This is a genomic window from Methylobacterium sp. Leaf91 (assembly GCF_001422815.1).
Classification (GTDB): Bacteria; Pseudomonadota; Alphaproteobacteria; order Rhizobiales; family Beijerinckiaceae; genus Methylobacterium.
Map to the genome: position 1 here is coordinate 45,440 of NZ_LMMP01000013.1, position 18,043 is coordinate 63,482.

General features: G+C 63.6%; 22 protein-coding genes and 1 pseudogene. 15 read left to right on the forward strand and 8 right to left on the reverse strand.

Annotated elements, in window-relative coordinates; translation table 11 throughout:
• Positions 1-21 precede the first annotated feature (21 nt).
• Positions 22-1,680 (forward strand): calcineurin-like phosphoesterase family protein, encoded by a 1,659-nt coding sequence (locus tag ASF32_RS12755; protein WP_056428850.1) that lies wholly within the window; start codon positions 22-24, stop codon positions 1,678-1,680.
• Between the two features lie 47 nt (positions 1,681-1,727).
• Here ASF32_RS12755 and ASF32_RS12760 read toward each other — a convergent pair whose 3' ends face one another.
• A complete protein-coding gene (locus ASF32_RS12760) occupies positions 1,728-2,306 on the reverse strand; it encodes a type 1 glutamine amidotransferase domain-containing protein (RefSeq protein WP_056428852.1) in 579 nt (192 codons plus the stop codon).
• A 231-nt stretch (positions 2,307-2,537) separates the two neighbouring features.
• Between ASF32_RS12760 and ASF32_RS12765 the strand changes: the two genes are divergently transcribed.
• Entirely contained in the window at positions 2,538-2,759 is a 222-nt protein-coding gene (locus ASF32_RS12765; protein WP_056428854.1) for a hypothetical protein, read from the forward strand.
• Between the two features lie 9 nt (positions 2,760-2,768).
• On the opposite strand, the gene ASF32_RS12770 is transcribed toward ASF32_RS12765, so the two are convergent.
• Positions 2,769-3,158, reverse strand: coding sequence for a hypothetical protein (locus ASF32_RS12770; RefSeq protein ID WP_056428856.1), 390 nt, complete (start codon positions 3,156-3,158; stop codon positions 2,769-2,771).
• A 313-nt stretch (positions 3,159-3,471) separates the two neighbouring features.
• Here ASF32_RS12770 and ASF32_RS12775 point away from each other — a divergent pair, with 313 nt between their 5' ends.
• Both ASF32_RS12775 and ASF32_RS12780 read left to right on the forward strand, forming a co-directional pair.
• Positions 3,472-3,681, forward strand: coding sequence for a cold-shock protein (locus tag ASF32_RS12775; protein WP_026175704.1), 210 nt, complete (start codon positions 3,472-3,474; stop codon positions 3,679-3,681).
• Positions 3,682-3,882: 201 nt separating this feature from the next.
• A complete protein-coding gene (locus tag ASF32_RS12780; RefSeq protein ID WP_056428857.1) occupies positions 3,883-4,113 on the forward strand; it encodes a hypothetical protein in 231 nt (76 codons plus the stop codon).
• A 380-nt stretch (positions 4,114-4,493) separates the two neighbouring features.
• Here the strand turns inward: ASF32_RS12780 and ASF32_RS12785 are convergent, their stop codons facing one another.
• Complete coding sequence (locus ASF32_RS12785) at positions 4,494-5,321, reverse strand: 3'(2'),5'-bisphosphate nucleotidase CysQ (RefSeq protein ID WP_056428860.1); 828 nt, start codon at positions 5,319-5,321, stop codon at positions 4,494-4,496.
• 323 nt (positions 5,322-5,644) lie between these two features.
• Here ASF32_RS12785 and ASF32_RS12790 point away from each other — a divergent pair, with 323 nt between their 5' ends.
• Positions 5,645-6,157 carry a DUF6101 family protein gene (locus ASF32_RS12790; protein WP_056428970.1) on the forward strand — a complete coding sequence of 171 codons (513 nt, stop codon included), beginning with the start codon at positions 5,645-5,647 and terminating at the stop codon, positions 6,155-6,157.
• Positions 6,158-6,170: 13 nt separating this feature from the next.
• Here ASF32_RS12790 and ubiA read toward each other — a convergent pair whose 3' ends face one another.
• Positions 6,171-7,127: a 4-hydroxybenzoate octaprenyltransferase gene (ubiA, locus tag ASF32_RS12795; RefSeq protein WP_156467796.1), complete on the reverse strand. Its 957-nt coding sequence runs from the start codon at positions 7,125-7,127 to the stop codon at positions 6,171-6,173.
• Between the two features lie 38 nt (positions 7,128-7,165).
• Positions 7,166-7,639 (reverse strand): hypothetical protein, encoded by a 474-nt coding sequence (locus ASF32_RS12800; RefSeq protein WP_056428862.1) that lies wholly within the window; start codon positions 7,637-7,639, stop codon positions 7,166-7,168.
• A 235-nt stretch (positions 7,640-7,874) separates the two neighbouring features.
• Here ASF32_RS12800 and ASF32_RS12805 point away from each other — a divergent pair, with 235 nt between their 5' ends.
• From ASF32_RS12805 to ASF32_RS12830, 6 genes are all read left to right on the forward strand, one after another.
• On the forward strand, positions 7,875-8,627 hold the full coding sequence (locus tag ASF32_RS12805) for a 16S rRNA (uracil(1498)-N(3))-methyltransferase (RefSeq protein ID WP_056428867.1): 753 nt from the start codon (positions 7,875-7,877) through the stop codon (positions 8,625-8,627).
• 129 nt (positions 8,628-8,756) lie between these two features.
• Positions 8,757-10,124: a glutamate--cysteine ligase gene (locus tag ASF32_RS12810; RefSeq protein WP_056428870.1), complete on the forward strand. Its 1,368-nt coding sequence runs from the start codon at positions 8,757-8,759 to the stop codon at positions 10,122-10,124.
• 152 nt (positions 10,125-10,276) lie between these two features.
• Positions 10,277-10,684, forward strand: coding sequence for a hypothetical protein (locus ASF32_RS12815; RefSeq protein ID WP_056428874.1), 408 nt, complete (start codon positions 10,277-10,279; stop codon positions 10,682-10,684).
• A gap of 84 nt (positions 10,685-10,768) precedes the next feature.
• The gene (locus ASF32_RS12820) at positions 10,769-11,005 is read left to right on the forward strand and encodes a sulfurtransferase TusA family protein (protein WP_056428876.1); all 237 of its coding nucleotides are present in this window, start codon (positions 10,769-10,771) and stop codon (positions 11,003-11,005) included.
• A 110-nt stretch (positions 11,006-11,115) separates the two neighbouring features.
• Positions 11,116-11,682 (forward strand): NUDIX hydrolase, encoded by a 567-nt coding sequence (locus ASF32_RS12825; protein ID WP_056428879.1) that lies wholly within the window; start codon positions 11,116-11,118, stop codon positions 11,680-11,682.
• Between the two features lie 12 nt (positions 11,683-11,694).
• Positions 11,695-11,958 carry a hypothetical protein gene (locus tag ASF32_RS12830; RefSeq protein WP_056428883.1) on the forward strand — a complete coding sequence of 88 codons (264 nt, stop codon included), beginning with the start codon at positions 11,695-11,697 and terminating at the stop codon, positions 11,956-11,958.
• A gap of 490 nt (positions 11,959-12,448) precedes the next feature.
• Here the strand turns inward: ASF32_RS12830 and ASF32_RS25320 are convergent, their stop codons facing one another.
• The gene (locus tag ASF32_RS25320) at positions 12,449-12,610 is read right to left on the reverse strand and encodes a hypothetical protein (protein WP_156467797.1); all 162 of its coding nucleotides are present in this window, start codon (positions 12,608-12,610) and stop codon (positions 12,449-12,451) included.
• Between the two features lie 181 nt (positions 12,611-12,791).
• Positions 12,792-13,445 carry a hypothetical protein gene (locus ASF32_RS26495; RefSeq protein WP_244478234.1) on the reverse strand — a complete coding sequence of 218 codons (654 nt, stop codon included), beginning with the start codon at positions 13,443-13,445 and terminating at the stop codon, positions 12,792-12,794.
• A 189-nt stretch (positions 13,446-13,634) separates the two neighbouring features.
• Between ASF32_RS26495 and ASF32_RS12840 the strand changes: the two genes are divergently transcribed.
• The 3 genes from ASF32_RS12840 (at position 13,635) to ASF32_RS24550 (ending at position 15,712) form a co-directional block, all read left to right on the forward strand.
• On the forward strand, positions 13,635-13,985 hold the full coding sequence (locus ASF32_RS12840; RefSeq protein WP_056428888.1) for a hypothetical protein: 351 nt from the start codon (positions 13,635-13,637) through the stop codon (positions 13,983-13,985).
• A gap of 134 nt (positions 13,986-14,119) precedes the next feature.
• Positions 14,120-14,395, forward strand: a complete 276-nt coding sequence (locus ASF32_RS26500) for a hypothetical protein (RefSeq protein ID WP_082490417.1) — start codon at positions 14,120-14,122, stop codon at positions 14,393-14,395.
• A 483-nt stretch (positions 14,396-14,878) separates the two neighbouring features.
• Positions 14,879-15,712 carry a phosphotransferase gene (locus ASF32_RS24550; protein WP_082470640.1) on the forward strand — a complete coding sequence of 278 codons (834 nt, stop codon included), beginning with the start codon at positions 14,879-14,881 and terminating at the stop codon, positions 15,710-15,712.
• 479 nt (positions 15,713-16,191) lie between these two features.
• On the opposite strand, the pseudogene ASF32_RS24555 reads toward ASF32_RS24550, so the two are convergent.
• Positions 16,192-16,908, reverse strand: a pseudogene (locus ASF32_RS24555) (DUF4113 domain-containing protein); the annotation flags it as partial.
• 57 nt (positions 16,909-16,965) lie between these two features.
• Between ASF32_RS24555 and ASF32_RS12850 the strand changes: the two are divergent.
• On the forward strand, positions 16,966-17,985 hold the full coding sequence (locus ASF32_RS12850) for an IS481 family transposase (protein WP_056428894.1): 1,020 nt from the start codon (positions 16,966-16,968) through the stop codon (positions 17,983-17,985).
• Positions 17,986-18,043 lie beyond the last annotated feature (58 nt).

The following is an 18,043-nucleotide window of genomic DNA, read 5'->3' on the forward strand; positions in this document are numbered from 1 at the left end:
CCCGTTGCAACAGGCTTTCGCATGATGGACCGATCCGCTCTGACCCGCCGCCAGACCATGGCAGGCGCCGCCGCACTGGCGCTGTCGGCCAGTTCCGCCCGGGCGTCGGAGCGTGCGACGGGCATGGTCTACGAGAGTGTCTCCGGCGAACGGATCGGCATCCCGGATGTCGCCGTCTCCAACGGCCGGGACGTGGTCCTCACCGATCGTCAGGGCCGCTACGGCCTCGATGTGTCGGATGGCGACACCGTCTTTGTGGTCAAGCCGCCGGGCTTTGCCCTGCCGCGCGACGAGAACAACATCCCGCGCTTCAGCTACCTCCACCAACCGCAAGGGACGCCGCCCGAATTGCGGCTGCGCTATCGGGGCATCGACCCGACGGGACCGCTTCCCGCCTCCATCGATTTCGCGTTGTCGCGCCAGGCGGAACCGGATGCCTTCGAGGTGATCCTGTTCACCGATCCGCAGCCCGAGAGCCCGGTGGAACTCGGCCATGTCCGCGATACGGCGGTGACGCGCGTCCTCGGGACGAAAGCCGCCTTCGGCATGACCACGGGCGACATCCTGTTCGACGATCTCTCGTTCTACGGCCGCTCGAACCGCATCATGGGGCGCATCGGCATTCCCTGGTTCCATATCGGCGGCAATCACGATCTCAATTTCGAGGCGCCCGACGCACGCTACAGCCGCGAGACCTTCAAGCGGGTCTACGGAGCGCCGTACTACGCCTTCCACCGCGGCAAGGCGCTGTTCCTGATGCTGGACACCGTCCATTATCTCGGCGCCGCATCGGGGGTGGGCGATGGGGTAGGGCGCTACGAAGGGCGCATCGGCGAACGCCAGCTCGCCTTCGTGGCCAACATGCTGGCGCAGACGCCCAAGGATCGCCTCGTGGTCATCGCGATGCATATCCCGCTCTACACCGACCTCAACCCGGACGATCCGCGCCAGAACGTGATGGACCGCGAGCGCCTGCTGGACCTTCTGGGCGACCGCCCGGTATTGAGCCTCGCCGGCCATACCCACACGACGGAGCATCATTATCCCCGTGCGGGCGGCGCGGGGAGCCACCATCACCACGTCCTCACCGCCGTCTCGGGCTCGTGGTGGAGCGGCCCCTCTTCCCGCACCGGCATCCCCTCGGCCGACAGCCGCGACGGAACACCGAATGGCTTCCATGTCCTGTCGATGGACGGCGCCGGCTACACGACCCGCTACCGCCCGGCCCAGGGCGAGCCGGACGAGGGGATGCGGATCGTTCTGGAGAGCCAGTATCGCGGCGGCGCGGGCGAGGTCCTGCGCGATTACCGGCCGATGCAGACCCTGCGGTCGCCGGTGCCGCGAGAGAGCCTCTCCGCCACCAATCTGGTGGTGAACGTCTTCGACGGCGGCCCGCGCACGCGGGTCTCCTATCGGATCGGCAGCGGCCCGGCCGTCGCGATGGTGCGGACGCGACGCCCCGATCCGTTCGTGAACGAGGTCTACCTCCGCTATCCCGAGGCGAAGAAACCCTGGGTGAAGGCGGAGCCCTCGAGCCATATCTGGGTGGCACGTCTCGACGGGGACATCCCGGCCGGCAGTCACCGCATCACCGTGGATGTCGAGGACGAGTATGGTCGTCCGCTCTCCTCCGGCCTGGTGCTGGAAGTCACCGGCGAAGTCGGGTCATCGCGCGGCTGAGTCGGACAGCCCGCCCGTTTCGGGGCGGGCGGAGCGCAAGCTTGCCGTCAGGCGGCCAATTGGCGAGCGCCGTGGTTACCCTCTTGGATCTCCTCGACGATCTTGGCGCAGAACGCGTCGAGGTCGCCCGGATTGCGGCTGGTGACGATCCCCTTGTCGGTCACCACCGCCTCGTCGTGCCACTGGCCGCCGGCATTGATGACGTCCGTCTTGATCGATGAGAACGAGGTCAGGTTCAGGCCCTTCACGGCACCGGCCTCGATCAACAGCCAGGGCGCGTGGCAGATGGCGGCCACGACCTTGCCGGACGTCAGAAAGGCCTTGATGACTTCCAGGGCCTTCGGCTCGAGCCTCAGCTTGTCCGGGTTGATCTGACCGCCGGGGAGGACGAGCGCTTCGAAATCGGCCGGGTCGATATCCTCGAGATCCTTGTCGACCGCAACGTTCTTGCCCCAATCGGTCTTGTCCCAGCCGCGAATGGATTCCCGCGATTCGCGTGACTTCGGCGATGCGACGACGACGCTGGCTCCGGCCCCCCTGAGATTCTGCAGCGGAACGGTGAGCTCGGTTTCCTCGAAACCGTCTGTCGCGACGATGAGAACCTTCGACTGCTCGATGTCGGCCATGGCAGATCTCCGCATGTGTTCAAAGAGGTAGCGGAAGAACCGGTAGCGGCTGGGGCAGGTTCCTGGACGGGCCGAGGCGCAATGCAGCCACGGCGGCAGCACAAGGCTCGAATTCATGCTTTGCTGGAACTGGCGACGATCGGGGCGGGTTGGTCCGACAGACGACCGACTTAACGTCGGAACGCGATCCACCTAGAAGCGCGATCCACCTAGAAGCGAAGGAGACGCTGAATGGCCAATCCAGGCCTACCGATCCCCGAGCCGCTGCCGGGCGGAATCCCCGGTGATCTGCCACCGCCGCCGCTGCCGCCAGATGAAGGGCCGGATATCGGCCCGACCGGACCACGGACCCCGTATCCTGTCGACGATCCCGGCGTCGACGAGCCGAAGGGACCGGGCTCCGAGCCCGATTATCTGCCGGGCGGACCGACCGACCCCGGCGTCAGGATGTGATCGAGGGGTCTAGTGATCCCCGTGTGACGCGCGCACGTCCCGGGGCGCACTGAGGATTTCAGAGAGGCTCGTCACCACGTGGCGGGCCTCTTCGTCCGTCAGGCGCAGCTGGAAGGGGGGAAGCGCCCCGGCCTGCAAGGCGACCACGGCCTGTCCCTGCTCGTCGGTGCCGACCTCAATGGCGGACGAGGTGACTTCGAGCATGGCGATATCCTCGTCGCTCAGATCGTCCGGCAGGTCGACATCGTCCGGCTCGTCGATCGCGGTCAGCAGCTGTCCCACCGCACGCACGAGCGCACGGGCCGCCCGCGCATCCATGACGACGGCCGTGGCCTGATCGTCCTTCTGGAATGAGAGCTGGATGTTCGCGCCTTCGAGGGAAACCGAGATGCCCGCCATGAACCGCCTAATTGCGTCGCCTAACTGCCTGGAACAGGTCCCATATATGCATGTCGCGGACCGAAAAACACGGGGTCCGATCGGAGTCCCATGAGAGTGCAGCGTGCCGGTGCGGCAGGCAAGATCGAGCCGGGTGCCTTGTTGCCGCCGCACAATCAGCCTACATGGAGGACAGCGGGCATCAGTGAGCCGAACGCAACGTGCATCGCACGTCTCACGACCTGCTGATCCCGTCAAATGTAAAAGAGGACCGGCGCCGGGTATCTCGAGCAGATGCACGTCTTTGGTCAACGAACGATACGAGGTTCTATTCGTGAATACCGGCACTGTTAAGTGGTTCAACGAAACCAAAGGCTACGGCTTCATTCAGCCCGATGACGGCGGCAAGGACGTGTTCGTTCACATCTCCGCCGTCGAGCGCGCGGGAATGCGCAATCTCATTGAAGGTCAGAAGGTCTCCTACGAGATCCAGACCGACAAGCGCAGCGGCAAGGACTCGGCTGGTAACCTCCAGGCGGCTTGACGCCCCCGGCGCCAGCCCTCGGGGCTGGCGTCACCATCGGCGATCGAGCGCCGTGTCCGCCGCCATCCCGACGATCTCCTCTGGGGAGACGAGTTCGCTGAGGATGGCATCCCTCCCACCCTTCAAACCTCTGACTTACGGAACACGGAGCTAAGCTCGTTGTTCTGCACACCAAGAAAATCTGAAAGATCACAAGAAAACATGTTGTTCGAATACACCCGGCGCCGCGGCGTCCGTTCGCCCATCACCGATGCAGCGACATTCAAGGTAGGAAAGCTGAAGCAGACGACGTCGCGTGATGCGCAGGACATCGATCTCAGCCACCTCATCGATACCTCATACAACTACCATTCGCCCCGTGAACTGCGCTGGCACCTCGCCGAGCGGCTCGGAGTGGCTCCCGAAGTGGTCGCGGTTCGCGAACACGCCTGATCGGGCTTATCCTGCGTCGAGGGCATCGTCCCCGCGCTGATGGACGTTTCGCGCCGAGTTCCTCACAGGGCTCGGCGTTTGCGTGTCTGGGCCCATCGCGCCGGCATGGGGCGGGGGAGAATCACCTTCGGTCGTCTCGACCATCGGGTGACCCGCACCTCGCCGGATGCCTGCGCTTACCAGGGTGAACGCTCGGTCGATGGCGCCACGGAGCACCGCAACGCGGCCGGATTTGCCGATCGGCCCGGAGACCCCGAAAGCCTCGCCGATGGCGGTCGAAACCCGGCTCGATTCCGGTCGATTTCACCGCCGCATCCACACGCGATCGACGCTTCGCCAGGCTGCGAAGGGAATGACGCGTCGTCGCGATGTCGAACGCTTCAGACCCGCGTCAGGGCGGCAACGACATCGTCGCGCAGGGTGTCCGACATCGCGATCAGGGCCCCGTGGACGGGATCTGGTCTATTGTAGGTCGTGCGATTTCCCCGCAGGTCGCTCACCGATCCTCCCGCCTCGCGCAGGAGCAGGTCGGCCCCGGCGAGGTCCCAGTCGCGCGCGTCGGACGAAACGAGGCCGATATCGATCGATCCCTCAGCGACCCTGGCCACCCGCAAAGCAAGGGACGGCACACGCGGGATGATCTCGAAATCGACCGCTTTTCCGTCAACGGAGCCGCCCCGTGCAAGCTTATCGGCCATCGGTTTCGGTCCTGTCACCCGAGCACCAGCGAGCCCGGCCTGTCGCGAGACCGACAGCGAAACGCCGTTGCACGTCGCGCCAGCACCCGCCACCGCCTCGTAGAACTTGTCGCTGACGGGAGCATGGACGAAGCCGAGAACCGGCTGCCCCTGCGAGAGCAACGCCACCGAGATCGACCAATCGGGATGGCCTGTGAGGAAGGCACGGGTGCCGTCGATGGGATCGACGATCCAGACGAGGTCGGAGCCCAGGCGAATTGGATCGTCGCTCGTTTCCTCCGAAAGCCAGGCGGCTTTTGGCAGCAAAGCACTCAGCCTGATCTTCAGGAACGTATCCACCGCCACATCGGCTTCCGTCACCGGAGAGCCACCGGCCTTCGACCATGTCCGGGCCGTCGTCTGTCCGTCCGCCCGGAAGTAGGGAAGGGCGAGGGAGGCAGCTTCGCGGATCGCCGCCCGCAGATCAGGGACGAGGGCCTTGGCGGCTTCGATCGACATCGTGTCGGACATGCGTCTCCGAATCTTCGGGTTTTCTCGAGAAGGGATGCGAATCGGGCCTTTCCGCGCCCTGCGGCGGGAAGAGACTGATACCGTTGTAGGGCGGGCATCCCATGCCCACAAGGATCGAGGATCCGGAGATGCACCGCGATCCTGAGGAATGAAGCAAGGAAGTGTTGAGCATCCCAATCGCTTCCCCGCCGTCCACGATCGCTTAACTGTGGCTATTAAGGCGGTTTGAGGAGGTTAGACGCAAATCTGCTTGTCATAAGAGACGGCCCGACAGAGGCCGATCACACCAACAGGGCGTCGGACCAATGAACACTTTCTCAAACATGAATCCAACCGAGACAAACGTCGGCATCGCCACCGATCACTGCCTGCAGGATGGCGTCGCGCTGAGCTCCGTGGCGTTCACTACTTCGGTTCTGCCGATCACGGGCCGCGTCGCCGGTGGTACCGTGGCCGTCGGTGTCGCCCTGGCCTTCGCATCCGAGGATTCCGATGCCTGCGACGAGGATCGCTTCGCCCTTCTGCTCGTGGACGAGACCGGCGCCACGCTGGGTCGTCTCGGACCTTATGGCGATGACGATGTGGTCGCGATCTGGCGTGATTGCTCGGCCCGGACCGGCCTGCCGCGGATGATCGTGCGGGAAGACGGCACCCTCGCAACCGTGTCGCGCCAGCTCGGCCGTGTCGCTCTCGGAACGACCCGCACCCGCCGTCGTCACGGCCTGCTCAATGGCCGCCGCCCGCGCTTCCTCGTCCGTCGTAAGACCGGCGTGCTGCCGGTGCGTCCCCTGATCTATCGCGGTGAGAGCGAGATCGTCGGAGGCGCGCTGTCCTGAAGCCGGACCGGCTTCAGAAGAGGGCCTGCCACAGGGCATCGGCCGACAGGCCAGCGAAAAGTATCAACCCGGCATCGCGGTTTGATCGGAAGAGCAGCAATGCCCCGCGCCCGTCACCGGGTTTCAGACGGAAAACCTGCCATCCGAGATGGGTGGCAAACAAGGCAACGCCGAGAAACCCGACAGGGCCCGCACCAGCCAGTGCCGCAGCTGTGGCAATGGCGGCGGCCGAGATCGCGTAGCACAGGCCGATGGCGGGCTTCAGACCACGGCCGAACAGGCGGGCGGACGAGCGGATTCCGGCAATCTCGTCGTCCTCGATGTCTTGGACAGCATAGATCGTATCGTAGCCAACGATCCACGCAAACGCGCCGACATAGAGAGCCAAGGCCGGCGCACCGAGACTGCCGAAGGCGGCGACCCAGCCCATCAGCGCTCCCCACGAGAAGGCGAGGCCGAGCACCGCCTGGGGCATCGACATCACCCGTTTCATGAACGGATAGATCGCCACTGGCAGGAGCGACGCCATGCCGACCCAGATGGCGGTAGCGTTGAATTGTAGTAGCACGGCCAGACCGACCAGCGCCTGCATCACGAGGAAGATGGCGGCGGACCGCGTCTTCACCTGCCCGGAGGGGAGGGGGCGAGAGCGCGTGCGCTCCACCTGCGCGTCGAGATCACGGTCGGCGATGTCGTTGTAGGTCGAGCCCGCCCCTCGCATGGCAATGGCGCCGATCAGGAACAGGAGCAGATGCGCCGGGTCCGGAAACGGCTTGTGACCGGCGAGCGCCGCCAGGGCGGCCGACCACCAGCACGGCAGGAGCAGTAGCCACCAGCCGATCGGCCGGTCGATGCGGGCGAGGCGGAGATAGGGACGGAGGCCGCGCGGGGCGAGACGATCGACCCAGTGGCCAACGACAGCATCCGCGACCTTCCCGTCTGCGCCGTCTGGCGAGGTCACGCCCGCCATGGGCGGGCGTGACCGTGGACCGAAATGGCAGCCAAGGCCTAGAGCGCGCCCTGCGGCATCTTCAAGCTGCCCGTCAGGCCTGGCCCGCCGAGCATGCCACCACCGCTACCGCCGCCGCCGTTCTGGGCCTGCGCCCGCGCCTGGGCTTCCATCTTCGCGGCCTGGGCGGCGACGCCGCAGATCTTGGTGCGGATGCCGGCGACCTTCAGATGGTCGGCCTTGAAGCCTTCGGCGAAGGAATCGGGAATGGAGCACCATTCCTTGTTGGCGGCGATCCACTTCACGCCTTCGTTGCCGTTGGTCTGCAGCTTGCCGAACAGCGCGCAGGCTTCGGCGGGGGTCATCTTCTTCTTGGAGTTCGACGCGGCATTCGCCTTGGCCACGAGATCCTTGCGCGACTGGAGCGTCTTCTGGATCTCACCGCATTCCGCGTTCTGCGCGAAGGCGGGACCAGCGATGAGAACGGAGCCGAATGCAGCTCCGGCGACGGCCGCGATGATCTTCGATGACATAGTTGGATTTCCCTCTCCCCCAATCTACACCAGTGCCTTGCCGTGGCTGCCGGAGCGATTGCCGAACCTCGTTGACGTCTCGCCATAGGAATGTGGCGTCTTTCGAGACGTAAATGGCCGGTAAGGTTTGCGTTTGGGGAAACTCGACAAAATCCAGCGCTGTTGCCCCGGCGCATCACTCGCAATCGGACGCCGGCGTTGACAGGCCTGCGAACGCGGGCGACCACGCTGAGCCATGGCAGCATACGACTTTACCGCCCCCCGCCTTTTCGTCGAATGCGACCTTGGTGAAGGCACTGTCCTTCCCCTGGAACGCGCCCAGGCGAACTACCTGCTGAACGTCCTGCGTCGTGGCCCGGACGATCCCGTCCTCGTCTTCAACGGCCGCGACGGCGAATGGCGCACCCGCATCGCTCAGAGTGGGCGCAAGAGCGCAGAACTGATCGTTGTCGAGCAGGTACGCCCTCAACCCGAACGTGCCGACCTGCATTACCTCTTCGCGCCACTGAAGACCGCCCGGCTCGACTATCTGGCGCAGAAGGCCGTGGAGATGGGAGCCGGCACCATCCGGCCGGTCTTCACCCGTTACACGCAAGGCGAGCGGATCAATCTCGATCGCCTGCGCGCCAACGCCATCGAAGCGGCCGAGCAATGCGGCATCCTGGCGATTCCCGATCTTCCCGACGCGGTCCGGCTCCCCGTAGCGCTCGCGGAACTCGCGCCCGAACGCCTCCTCGTCTTCTGCGACGAGGACGCCGCGGTGGCCGATCCTGTCGCGGCCCTGCGCGGCGCCGCCGACCCGGCGGCGCCGCCGACCCTGGCGGTTCTGATCGGGCCTGAGGGTGGGTTCTCGGCAGAGGAGAGGGAAATGATCGCTGCGCGACCCAACACAGTCGCGCTATCCCTCGGACCTCGGATACTACGGGCGGATACGGCGGCCGTGGTGGCTCTCACCTTGGTGCAGTCTGTGCTGGGAGACACACGCTGATGAGCCCCCCACCACGCCGCGTTGTTCATGGCTCGCGGCTGGACTAAGGAGTCGCCATCTTCAAAGGGGCTCCTCCGCTGCGGTCCGGCCTGCCTCTCACCACACACGACCTTCATCACGAGGCAGCGCATGGCGCGCGATACGTCCGACACGACACCGCTGACGAAGCGGGACGAACTGATCGCGTGGTTCGCCGAGGGCGAAAAACCGCCCGAGCGCTTCGCCGTCGGCACGGAGCACGAGAAGGTTCCGTTCTACCGGAACGGCAACGCACCCGTTCCCTACGCGGGCGAGACTGGAATCCGCGCGCTCCTCGAAGGCGTTGCGCGCGAAACCGGCTGGGAGGCGATCGAGGATGCCGGCAACCTGATCGGCCTCGCCGGAAATGACGGGGGAGCGATTTCGCTCGAACCTGGCGGGCAGTTCGAATTGTCCGGCGCGCCGTTAGCTGATGTCCATGCCACCGAGCGTGAATTGCGCAGCCATCTGGAGGCGACCGCGCGTGCGGCAGACCCACTCGGAATCGGTTTCCTCGATCTCGGCATGAGTCCGAAATGGACCCGCGAGGGAACGCCGGTCATGCCCAAGAGCCGGTACAAGATTATGGCTGGCTACATGCCCAAGGTCGGCTCCCTCGGCCTCGACATGATGCTGCGTACCGCCACGGTGCAGGTGAATCTCGACTTCTCCTCAGAAGCGGACATGGCGGCCAAGATGCGGGTCGCCCTGGCGCTGCAACCGGTGGCGACGGCGCTCTTCGCGAACTCCCCCTTCACCGACGGGCGCCCCAACGGCTTCCTCTCGCGCCGCTCCGAGATCTGGCGCGATACCGATGGCGACAGGACTGGCATGCTGCCCCGCGCCTTCGAGGCTGGCTTCGGGTATGAAGCGTATACCGACTGGCTGCTCGACATGCCGATGTATTTCGTCAAGCGCGGGGAGACCTATCACGACGTCAGCGGCGCCTCGTTCCGCGATCTCATGGATGGACGGCTCGCGGCGCTTCCCGGCGAGAGGGCTACGATGTCGGACTGGGCGAACCATGCCTCCACGGCTTTCCCCGAGGTCAGGCTCAAGCGCTACATCGAGATGCGCGGCTCAGATGTGGGCGGCGCGGACATGATCGTCGCGCAGGCGGCGTTCTGGGTCGGGCTACTCTACGACGATGCCGGGCTCGCGGCGGCCTGGGACATTGCCAAGGCTTGGAGTACCGCAGAGCGCGAATGCCTCCGCGCCATCGTGCCACGTCTCGGCCTCGCAACACCGATCGCCGGACGCAGTCTGGGCACTGTGGCAGCGGAAGCCCTGGCCATCGCCCGCAAGGGTCTTGAAGCGCGCGGGCGCCGTGATGCCCAGGGACGCGATGAAACTCACTTCCTCCAGCCCCTCGAAGCCATCGTCGCCAGTGGTCATTCGCGGGCTGAGGATAGGTTGGCGGATTACGAGGGTCCATGGCGGCGCTCCGTCGATCCGGCGTTCACGGAATGCGTCTTCTGAAGAGAGGCTATTGACTATAAACCCATGTCTTCTTGAAACGACAATTGTGCCGGTGCACACGTTCGGCCGATAGTGCCTCGTCTGTTCCGGAACGGTTCATCAAAAATGGTGTTTTAACGGTGCAGGTACACTCGAATTAGGAGATCGCCCGCATGTCGCGCATCATGTCCCTGGTCCTTGCCGGTTCGACCGCCGTCGGTCTGGCGGCAGCTCCTCTCTCCGGCGCACAAGCCGCCCCGATGCCCGCTCTGACGTCGGCACAGGTCGCTGGCGGCTCTGCCGTGGAGACCGTTCGCTATGGCCGCTACTACGGCGGCGGCTACGGCTACCGTCGCGGCTATTATGGTGGCGGCTATCGCCGTGGCCCCGGCATCGGTGGAGCCCTCGCGGCGGGTGCCGCTCTGGGCATCATCGGCGGCGCCATCGCGGCGAGCCAGGCTCCCCGCTACGGCTATTACGACCGCGGCTACGCACCAGCCTATGGGTATGCCCCGGCCTATGGCTACGCGCCCGCCTATGGCTACGCCCCGGCCTACGGCTATCCTGCCTACGGCTACTGACATCATCCACGAAGCCTCGTCTTCGGCTCAAGCCCCGCCCGAGGCACCAGCCTCGGGCGGGGCTTGTAGTATCGTTGGGCAGATATGACCGACGCGCCACTCGTCCTCGATCTCAGCGGCCTGAAATGCCCCCTGCCGGTGTTGCGCACCCGCAGGGCCATGCGCGGCCTGGAACCGGGGGCGCAGCTGACCATCCTCTGCACCGATCCGGTCTCGGTGATCGACATCCCCCATCTCGTCACCGAAGAGGGCGATCGTCTCGTCGGTCAGGGCCGCGACGACGGCGTCTTCAGCTTCACCATTGAGAAGGGCGGCACCTGAAAACGCGTTCATTCCGCACTGTCTTCGCCTCAATGATGCGGCAACTCGCGGTTAGGTGATCCCGAAGAAGGCCGCGTGACCGCCCGTGGCCGGAAGACGGGAACGACTATATGGCGCCGGTGATCCGTGGCACCCGCATCCTGCACGATGGCTGGAGCCGCTTTCTCGTGGCAGAAGTCACGATGCCGGACGGCACGCGCCTGACCCGCGAGATCGAGGATCACGGCCGCGCGGTGGGGGTTCTGCCCTATGATCCCGAGCGCCGCGTGGCGCTTCTGGTGGAGCAGTTCCGGCCACCCACCTTCTTTGCGGCCGGTACCCTGTCGCTTCTTGAGATCCCCGCTGGACTCCTCGATGAATCTGAGCCCGAGGACGGCGCGCGCCGCGAGGCCTTCGAGGAGACCGGCGTCCGCCTCGGCACCCTCGAACGCCTGACAACTGGGTGGTCAATGCCCGGGATTTCTACCGAACAGATGGACCTGTTTCTAGGTGCCTATAGCGCCGCCGACCGCTCCGGCCCCGGCGGTGGGTTGGCCGAGGAACATGAAAGCATCACCGTCCACGAGATGCCCCTGGCCACCCTCGCCGCCATGAGCGACCGGGGCGAGATCACCGACATGAAAACCCTGGTGCTTCTCTTCGCGCTGCGGCTTCGTCGGCCGGATTTGTTCGTCTGAAGCACCAATCCGGTGGGTACGGCGCGCGTCCTGTTCGATCTGATTGCCGGCACCGTCACCCTGTCCACGAACACGGGCGGCGTCTTTACTAACCTCACCGGCTCCATCGAGAAGGTTTCGGCGGACTTCTACCTCATCACCATCACCGCAACCTGCGCCACCACCGCCCTCGTGTCCCGCCTCTGCTTTGGCGACGACGCGAAGGCTCTCGCGTATCTCGGCGGCACGACCAAGAGCGTGGACCTTTGGGCGTGCTCCTTCGCTCCGGCGGCCTAGCCCCAGCACTCTTCCTTTGACAAACGCACCGCAGTAAATCGCGTCCCCCCCGAGCGGGCCACACAGAGGCGATGACTGTGCCGCCCGTTGGCAGCGGGATCTCGAATTACATGAGCCGCAAATCAGAAAGGCCCCCGTCGTCTTCGCCCGTTGCAGCTGATCAGCCTCCGCCATCTATGCATTTCTGTGCAAAGGGCGCCGGACTGCGGTAATACCTGAAGTTTTGGGCAGGTCCGTGCCTTGTTTCAGCGTAATATTTAGAGCCGCATAGGCGCTCGCCGCACCTTCGTAGCGGTTAAAGCTTCTGGCCAGTAGCCAGCCCATTCGATGAGCGCGATCGCCAAGGCAATAGCGATCACGGCCAGCGCAATAATCGCCTCGGTCTTCGTCCAACGCCGTCGCGTCCACCGGCTTAAGATGATCGTCAGTCGTAGAAGCTGATCCATCCGGGCAGCTTATCACCGCAAAACCGGCCGGTCGCCGCACATGCTCAAGCCAGCAGCCAGCGGCCGGGATGCACGGCGCCAAGGGCCATAAGAACAAGCCCGACTGCTTCCACGGCAACGAGACAAGTCAGGATCGCGTCCGGCGCAAATCCTTCAGCAAAATGCTCTTCCGGCTCCGGCAAGTGCCCGTTGTCGAAGTGCTGCATTCCAAAATCCGCCCCCGGTCCGGAAAGCCGATCGTAGGAAGATAATTTTGTATTCACTATTCGGGAGACGACGCATGGGCGCGTCCGCCATCATGACGCAGCTGGGCATTGCCGCGCTTAAATCGCGGGAAGGCGTGCAGCTGGAAGCCTAGCTCGACGGAGTCGGTGTGTCGACGACCGGCTACGGCCACACCAAGGGCGTCAAGCTCGGACAGGTCACCACCAGGCCCATGCCGACGCGTTTTTCCTCGGTGACCTCGCCTCGCACGCGCTGCCGATCCTGTCCGCCATCAAGGTCTCGGTGGCCGAACACGAGCGGGAAGTCCCGATCTCCATCGCCTTCAACATCGGCGTGGGCGGCTCTACCGGCTCGACGTTCCTCCACCGCTTGAGCGCCGGCGAACGGAAGGGCTGCGCCGAGGCGATCATGCTGTGGATTAAGAACAAGTAGCTGCCCCCCGACTGCCGAGCGGGACCAGTTCCTGACGCCCTGCACCAAGGCGGCGCCGAAGGCCCGTAGCACCGACGCGAAGCCGGTCAGCGCGCCGCTCACGGCATCGGTGCCGCTGGACGTTCCACCCGTCGTGCCGGCGCCGGCCGCTTCCTTAATGATCCCGCCGGCTATTCCGGTGCCTTCGCCGGCAGCGAAGCCACTGACGAGCCCACAGTAGTCTCTTAGCCGAGCATGCTGGTCATGTTCCTCAACGGCTTCATCAACAACCAGATGGTGGGTCCGAAGGGGGCCTGCTCCCGAGCCTTCGGCGCGGCGGTGGGCTGCTTCATCGTGGTGCAATTCACGTTCGCGCTGACCTATGACGTTTTCACCGTCGCCCATTCTCCCGCCTCAACATTCCCGTCTTCGGCACGCTTGCAGGGTTCGAGGCCCTGTCGGTCTACATTGCCGTCCTGGACGGCGTTTCACGCAAGAGCCGGCTTGGTGCGGCTCTCGACAAGCTGGAAAGGGTCGACGGGTAATGGGATGACTGGATTTTCTGGATACCACCATCGCCCGCCAATCGGTTGGATGGTGACCCGCGTGCGGGGCGACAAGGAGCACCTTCCGCCGCCGGTGCCCGCAACGCCGGCCGATGTGCCGGCGCCGTTCCAACAGGTGCAGCGCGAGGTCACCGGCGTGATGGAGGAGATGCGCGACTTCGCCCGGCGGCAGACCGTGGACATCAACAGCATCGCCGAGTGCGTGCGGACCATGCGGGACGAGGCGAAGCAGTACACAAGCTTGCTGGCTGCAATCGAACGAGAGCAGGCCACCGAGAACCGGACGCACGGACGCGACGCGCATGCTAAGCGCGCTCCTCCGTCCCAATTAGTCCGACGCGCTACCGCGCCTGTTTGTCGTCCTCAGAGCACGATATGACCCGCCCAGTGAGAACCAGAGCGGTTTTTTGTAACGGATCGGTTGCAACGGCACCAGCCAAGCTGAAACCTTATTGGGATCTCAGTACTTATTTAGCTCAAGCGAAACACTGCTGCCTCGATTTGGATACATCCATGAATAAATTGATCCTTGTTACCGCTACGATTCTGCTCGCTGGTTCTGCTCTCTCTCAGGGTGTTGCCCCAAGCCAGCCAAGCGGGTCAGGAACGGTCATCGAAAACCAGCCGAACACGACCGGCAATGACCGCGACGTGACAGTTTCGCGTGGGGCGACTGGTGCCGAAACAGCTACGAGCGACTCGGCCGCGGGCGGCAATGCCAATCAGCCTTCGCGTGCCGTGCCAAACGGTAGCGCTGGCGGCGGTGGTGGGGGCAACGGCGGGCTCTGATCTCCACTCTGAGAAAGCCGGCTCATAAGCCTCGCAGACATTAACCCACCCGGCTGACGCCGCGGCGGGTTTTTCGTTTGCAGCCTTGCCACAAGACATCCGGTCACCGTTTCATCCGGCTACTGGGGTAGTTTAACGGTTAGATCGCAAGCCTAAGAAACCTGAACCAGGGGTGCGACTCCCCTTGGTGGCTCCATCCTTCTCCTCAAGCCCGACTGCCGTCACGGCCATGAAGGCTTTCCCGCGTTTTAGGAGCACTGTCGGGGCAATTCCGCTGCCGTATAACAGGCATGAGCGTGTATTTCGCCCCGAACAGACCCTACCCGCGCGGTTCCCGCCCCCGCAGGTATTCGGTGAGTTGTGTGCGCCTAAGCACATCAAGCTTATGTCGGAAATCTTCGTAATCGAGAATGGATTGCCAACTCACTATCGTTGATCCTAACTCCTAGCTTGGCACTGAGCGGGGCATAGAGATGGATCGACATGTCGGCGACGCCAGAAATCGCTTTTGAGCAAGCTCATCACGTGGGCGAGGGGCGCAGTGCAGAAGTTTTTGCAGACAGGTCCGGACGAGTACTCAAACTCTACAAAGCAAAATGGGGCAAGCAGCTGGCGAAAAAAGAGTTCGTTGCGACATCTTTTGCCCGTTCCCATGGCCTGCGTGTCCCGGCTCCTTTGGGCATAATTGAGCAAGATGGACGAAGTGGTGTTATATTTGAACATATTTACGGCAAAACAGTCCTAGAACATTTTAAAAGTAACCCGCTCGGAATGTTAGGCGCGTTACGAAAACTTGCCGTCATTCAGTATAGCATTCATAAAATTGAAAACCCGCCGCTTCCGGACCAACAAGACGCGATCCGTATTCAGGTATCCAGAGCTCGGGTGCCGTCCTGGTTGAAACAGACAACGCTCGCGGTTCTCGACCGCTTACCGGATGGTAACAGGCTTTGTCATGGGGATCTCCATCCGGAGAACGTTCTCTACACATCCGAGGGCTTGGTCGTCATAGACTGGGAGAAGTCAACATCTGGTCATCCGGCGGCAGATGTCGCTCGTACCGACCTCATCATCCGATGCGGACGCGTCGGCGAGACTCGCACGCTAAGAAAAGCGATAGACAGAATTATTCGTAAAGCTTTGGCAGAATTTTATATTCGGCAGTATTGCCAGTTGAGCATGATCAGCAGGCAGGATGTCATGGCTTGGCGTTTGCCGATGCTTGTTGCTCGCCTTTCCGGTCAGGTCGCTGCAAATGAGCATGAAATTCAGGCAGAAGCTTCAGAGCTCGGAACTCAGTTCGCGCATCTCGTATGAAGAATGGTCACATCGCCCTTAGCTGAACTCAAGCGCAGCGAGCGCAAGCGGAGGCCAGACTCGTAGGTATTGACAGGCAGGTTTCCCTACCTACCTAGCGCCTCGTTAAGCAGGCTGTCATGAAAGATAATTCAGATTATTTCCACGAAGTGCAATATGAGCCCGGTGGCTGGTCAGTTATCGACCGGGAAACGAAAGATGCGACGCTGGTACAGGGCGTTCGTCAGGTGGGCCTGTCCAGAGAGGACGCCGACAACGTCGCTGAGGCTTTGAATACCATGGAAGCCGAGAAGTCGGGATTATCTGCCACTTCGACGGAGAGCCTCAGTGAGGTCCACGCTCCCCAAACTCAGCCGTCAGCGCCCTTAAGGTCACCTTCGCCATCTCCACCGCCTCGGCCCGTGTGACGCGCTTAGCGCTCTGCCGCCGGAAGGACATGGGATAAAAGGGGTGTGCGTCAAAGGTATGATCGCCTCTTCTCACGCATGGGCCGTCGGCAGTTCCGATACCTGTGTCGTGTAGCGTGCGCTCCGCATCTCGAACTTAGTCGACCAAGTCCGCTACTCCTCCAGGCTGGCCCGCGCGCGAACAACAGCGCCGCGTCCGAAGCGCCGATTGCACTCGTCCATCGCGGTCATCAATGGAGCGTTGCGCTTGCGGTCGAGCGGTCCGATCAGGGTCGTTGGGTCTCATCGAGCAGCTGGAGGTCGGTCGTGATGACGCCGGCCTTGCTGTAGCGCCATGGCCGGTCGCCTGGCGCCTCACACCAGATACAAGCGACGCCCTCACGCGCCGCCTTGATCAGCCGCCAGTGTGCCGTTCGTCGCCTCAGGTAACGTAACCGTCGTCGAGACGGAGCGCGTCGGGTCCCCGCAGTCATGTTCAGACGTGTGGTAGAAAACCGAGACGTGGGTCGTGCCGAGCCCACCTCGGCGCAACTTCTCATCCAATCGGGTCGCGTCAGCTGACACCACCTGCTCCATCGTTGCGCCGTCCTCGATCCGGCTGGAGAACGGCCGCGTAAGGACACAACCCTTCCGTTGAGCCGGTAACAGTTCGAGCGGAAGGCAGCACACACCGCGCAGCTCATGGATGATGAGGCCTCCGACCACCGTCATCGCCTTGCGGACGGGACGCGGCTCGAGGTCGCGCAAGTCGGCGATCGAATCGACGCCCATGCCTTCTAGCTTCGCTAGCTGTTTGATCCCAGGGTTTGATGGTGCAATCTTCACGTTGGAGTGGAAGGACGCGCTATGGGCCAGGTTCTTCACGGCAGCGCCACGACGACTGAGGCGGTTCGTCGAGCGATCCAGCATAGTCAAGCGAGCCTGAGGGCTCTCTCGAGACGCTACGGGATCAACCAGAAGACCGTCGCCAAGTGGAGGCAGCGGACCTCGGTCGCCGACCAGCGCACGGGTCCGAAGGATCCGCGTTCGACGGTGCTTTCACCTGAAGATGAGGCGGTCGTGGTCGCCTTTCGTCGCCACACGCTCCTGCCGCTCGACGACTGCCTTTACGCGCTGCAGGCCACGATCCCGCACCTGACCCGCTCGTCGCTGCACCGCTGCCTGCAACGCCACGGCATCAGCCGACTGCCGGAGGTCGACGGTGACAAACCCAAGCGGTCGCGCTTCAAGGCTTACCCGCTCGGCTACTTCCACATCGATCTGGCCGAGGTTCACACGGCGGAAGGGCGGCTCTACCTGCTCGTCGCCATCGACCGCACGACCAAGTTCGCCTTCGTCGAGCTCCATGGACGAGCGACGCGGCGGGTCGCGGGCGATTTCCTCCGGCATCTCATCGAGGCCGTGCCCTACCGGGTGCACACGGTGCTCACCGACAACGGCACCCACTTCACCACACCCGGCAACGTCGCCTCGGCCGCCTCCATCATCCAGGAGGCGATTGCGGCCGGCGAGACCTTCCGAGCTCACAGCTTCGAGCTTGCTTGTGCCCGCAACGATATCGACCATCGCCTGACCAAGCCGCGACACCCCTGGACGAACGGACAGGTCGAGCGGATGAACCGCACGATCAAGGACGCGACGGTCAAACGCTATCATTACGAAAGCCACGCGCAGCTTCGCGACCATCTGGCCGACTTCGTCAGCGCCTACAAATTCGCTCGCCGCCTGAAGACCCTGCGTGGTCTCACGCCCTACGAGGCCATCTGCAAGGCATGGTCCGCCGAGCCCGGCCGCTTCCGGTCAAACCCGCTCCACCAAATGCCGGGACCAAACACGTCAGCGTCCCGAGAACCTATGGCAACTTGACCCCGCCCGGCGAAAGCTGGAACCAGACGCAAAGGAGTGGGCAACCAACAGCGGTGAT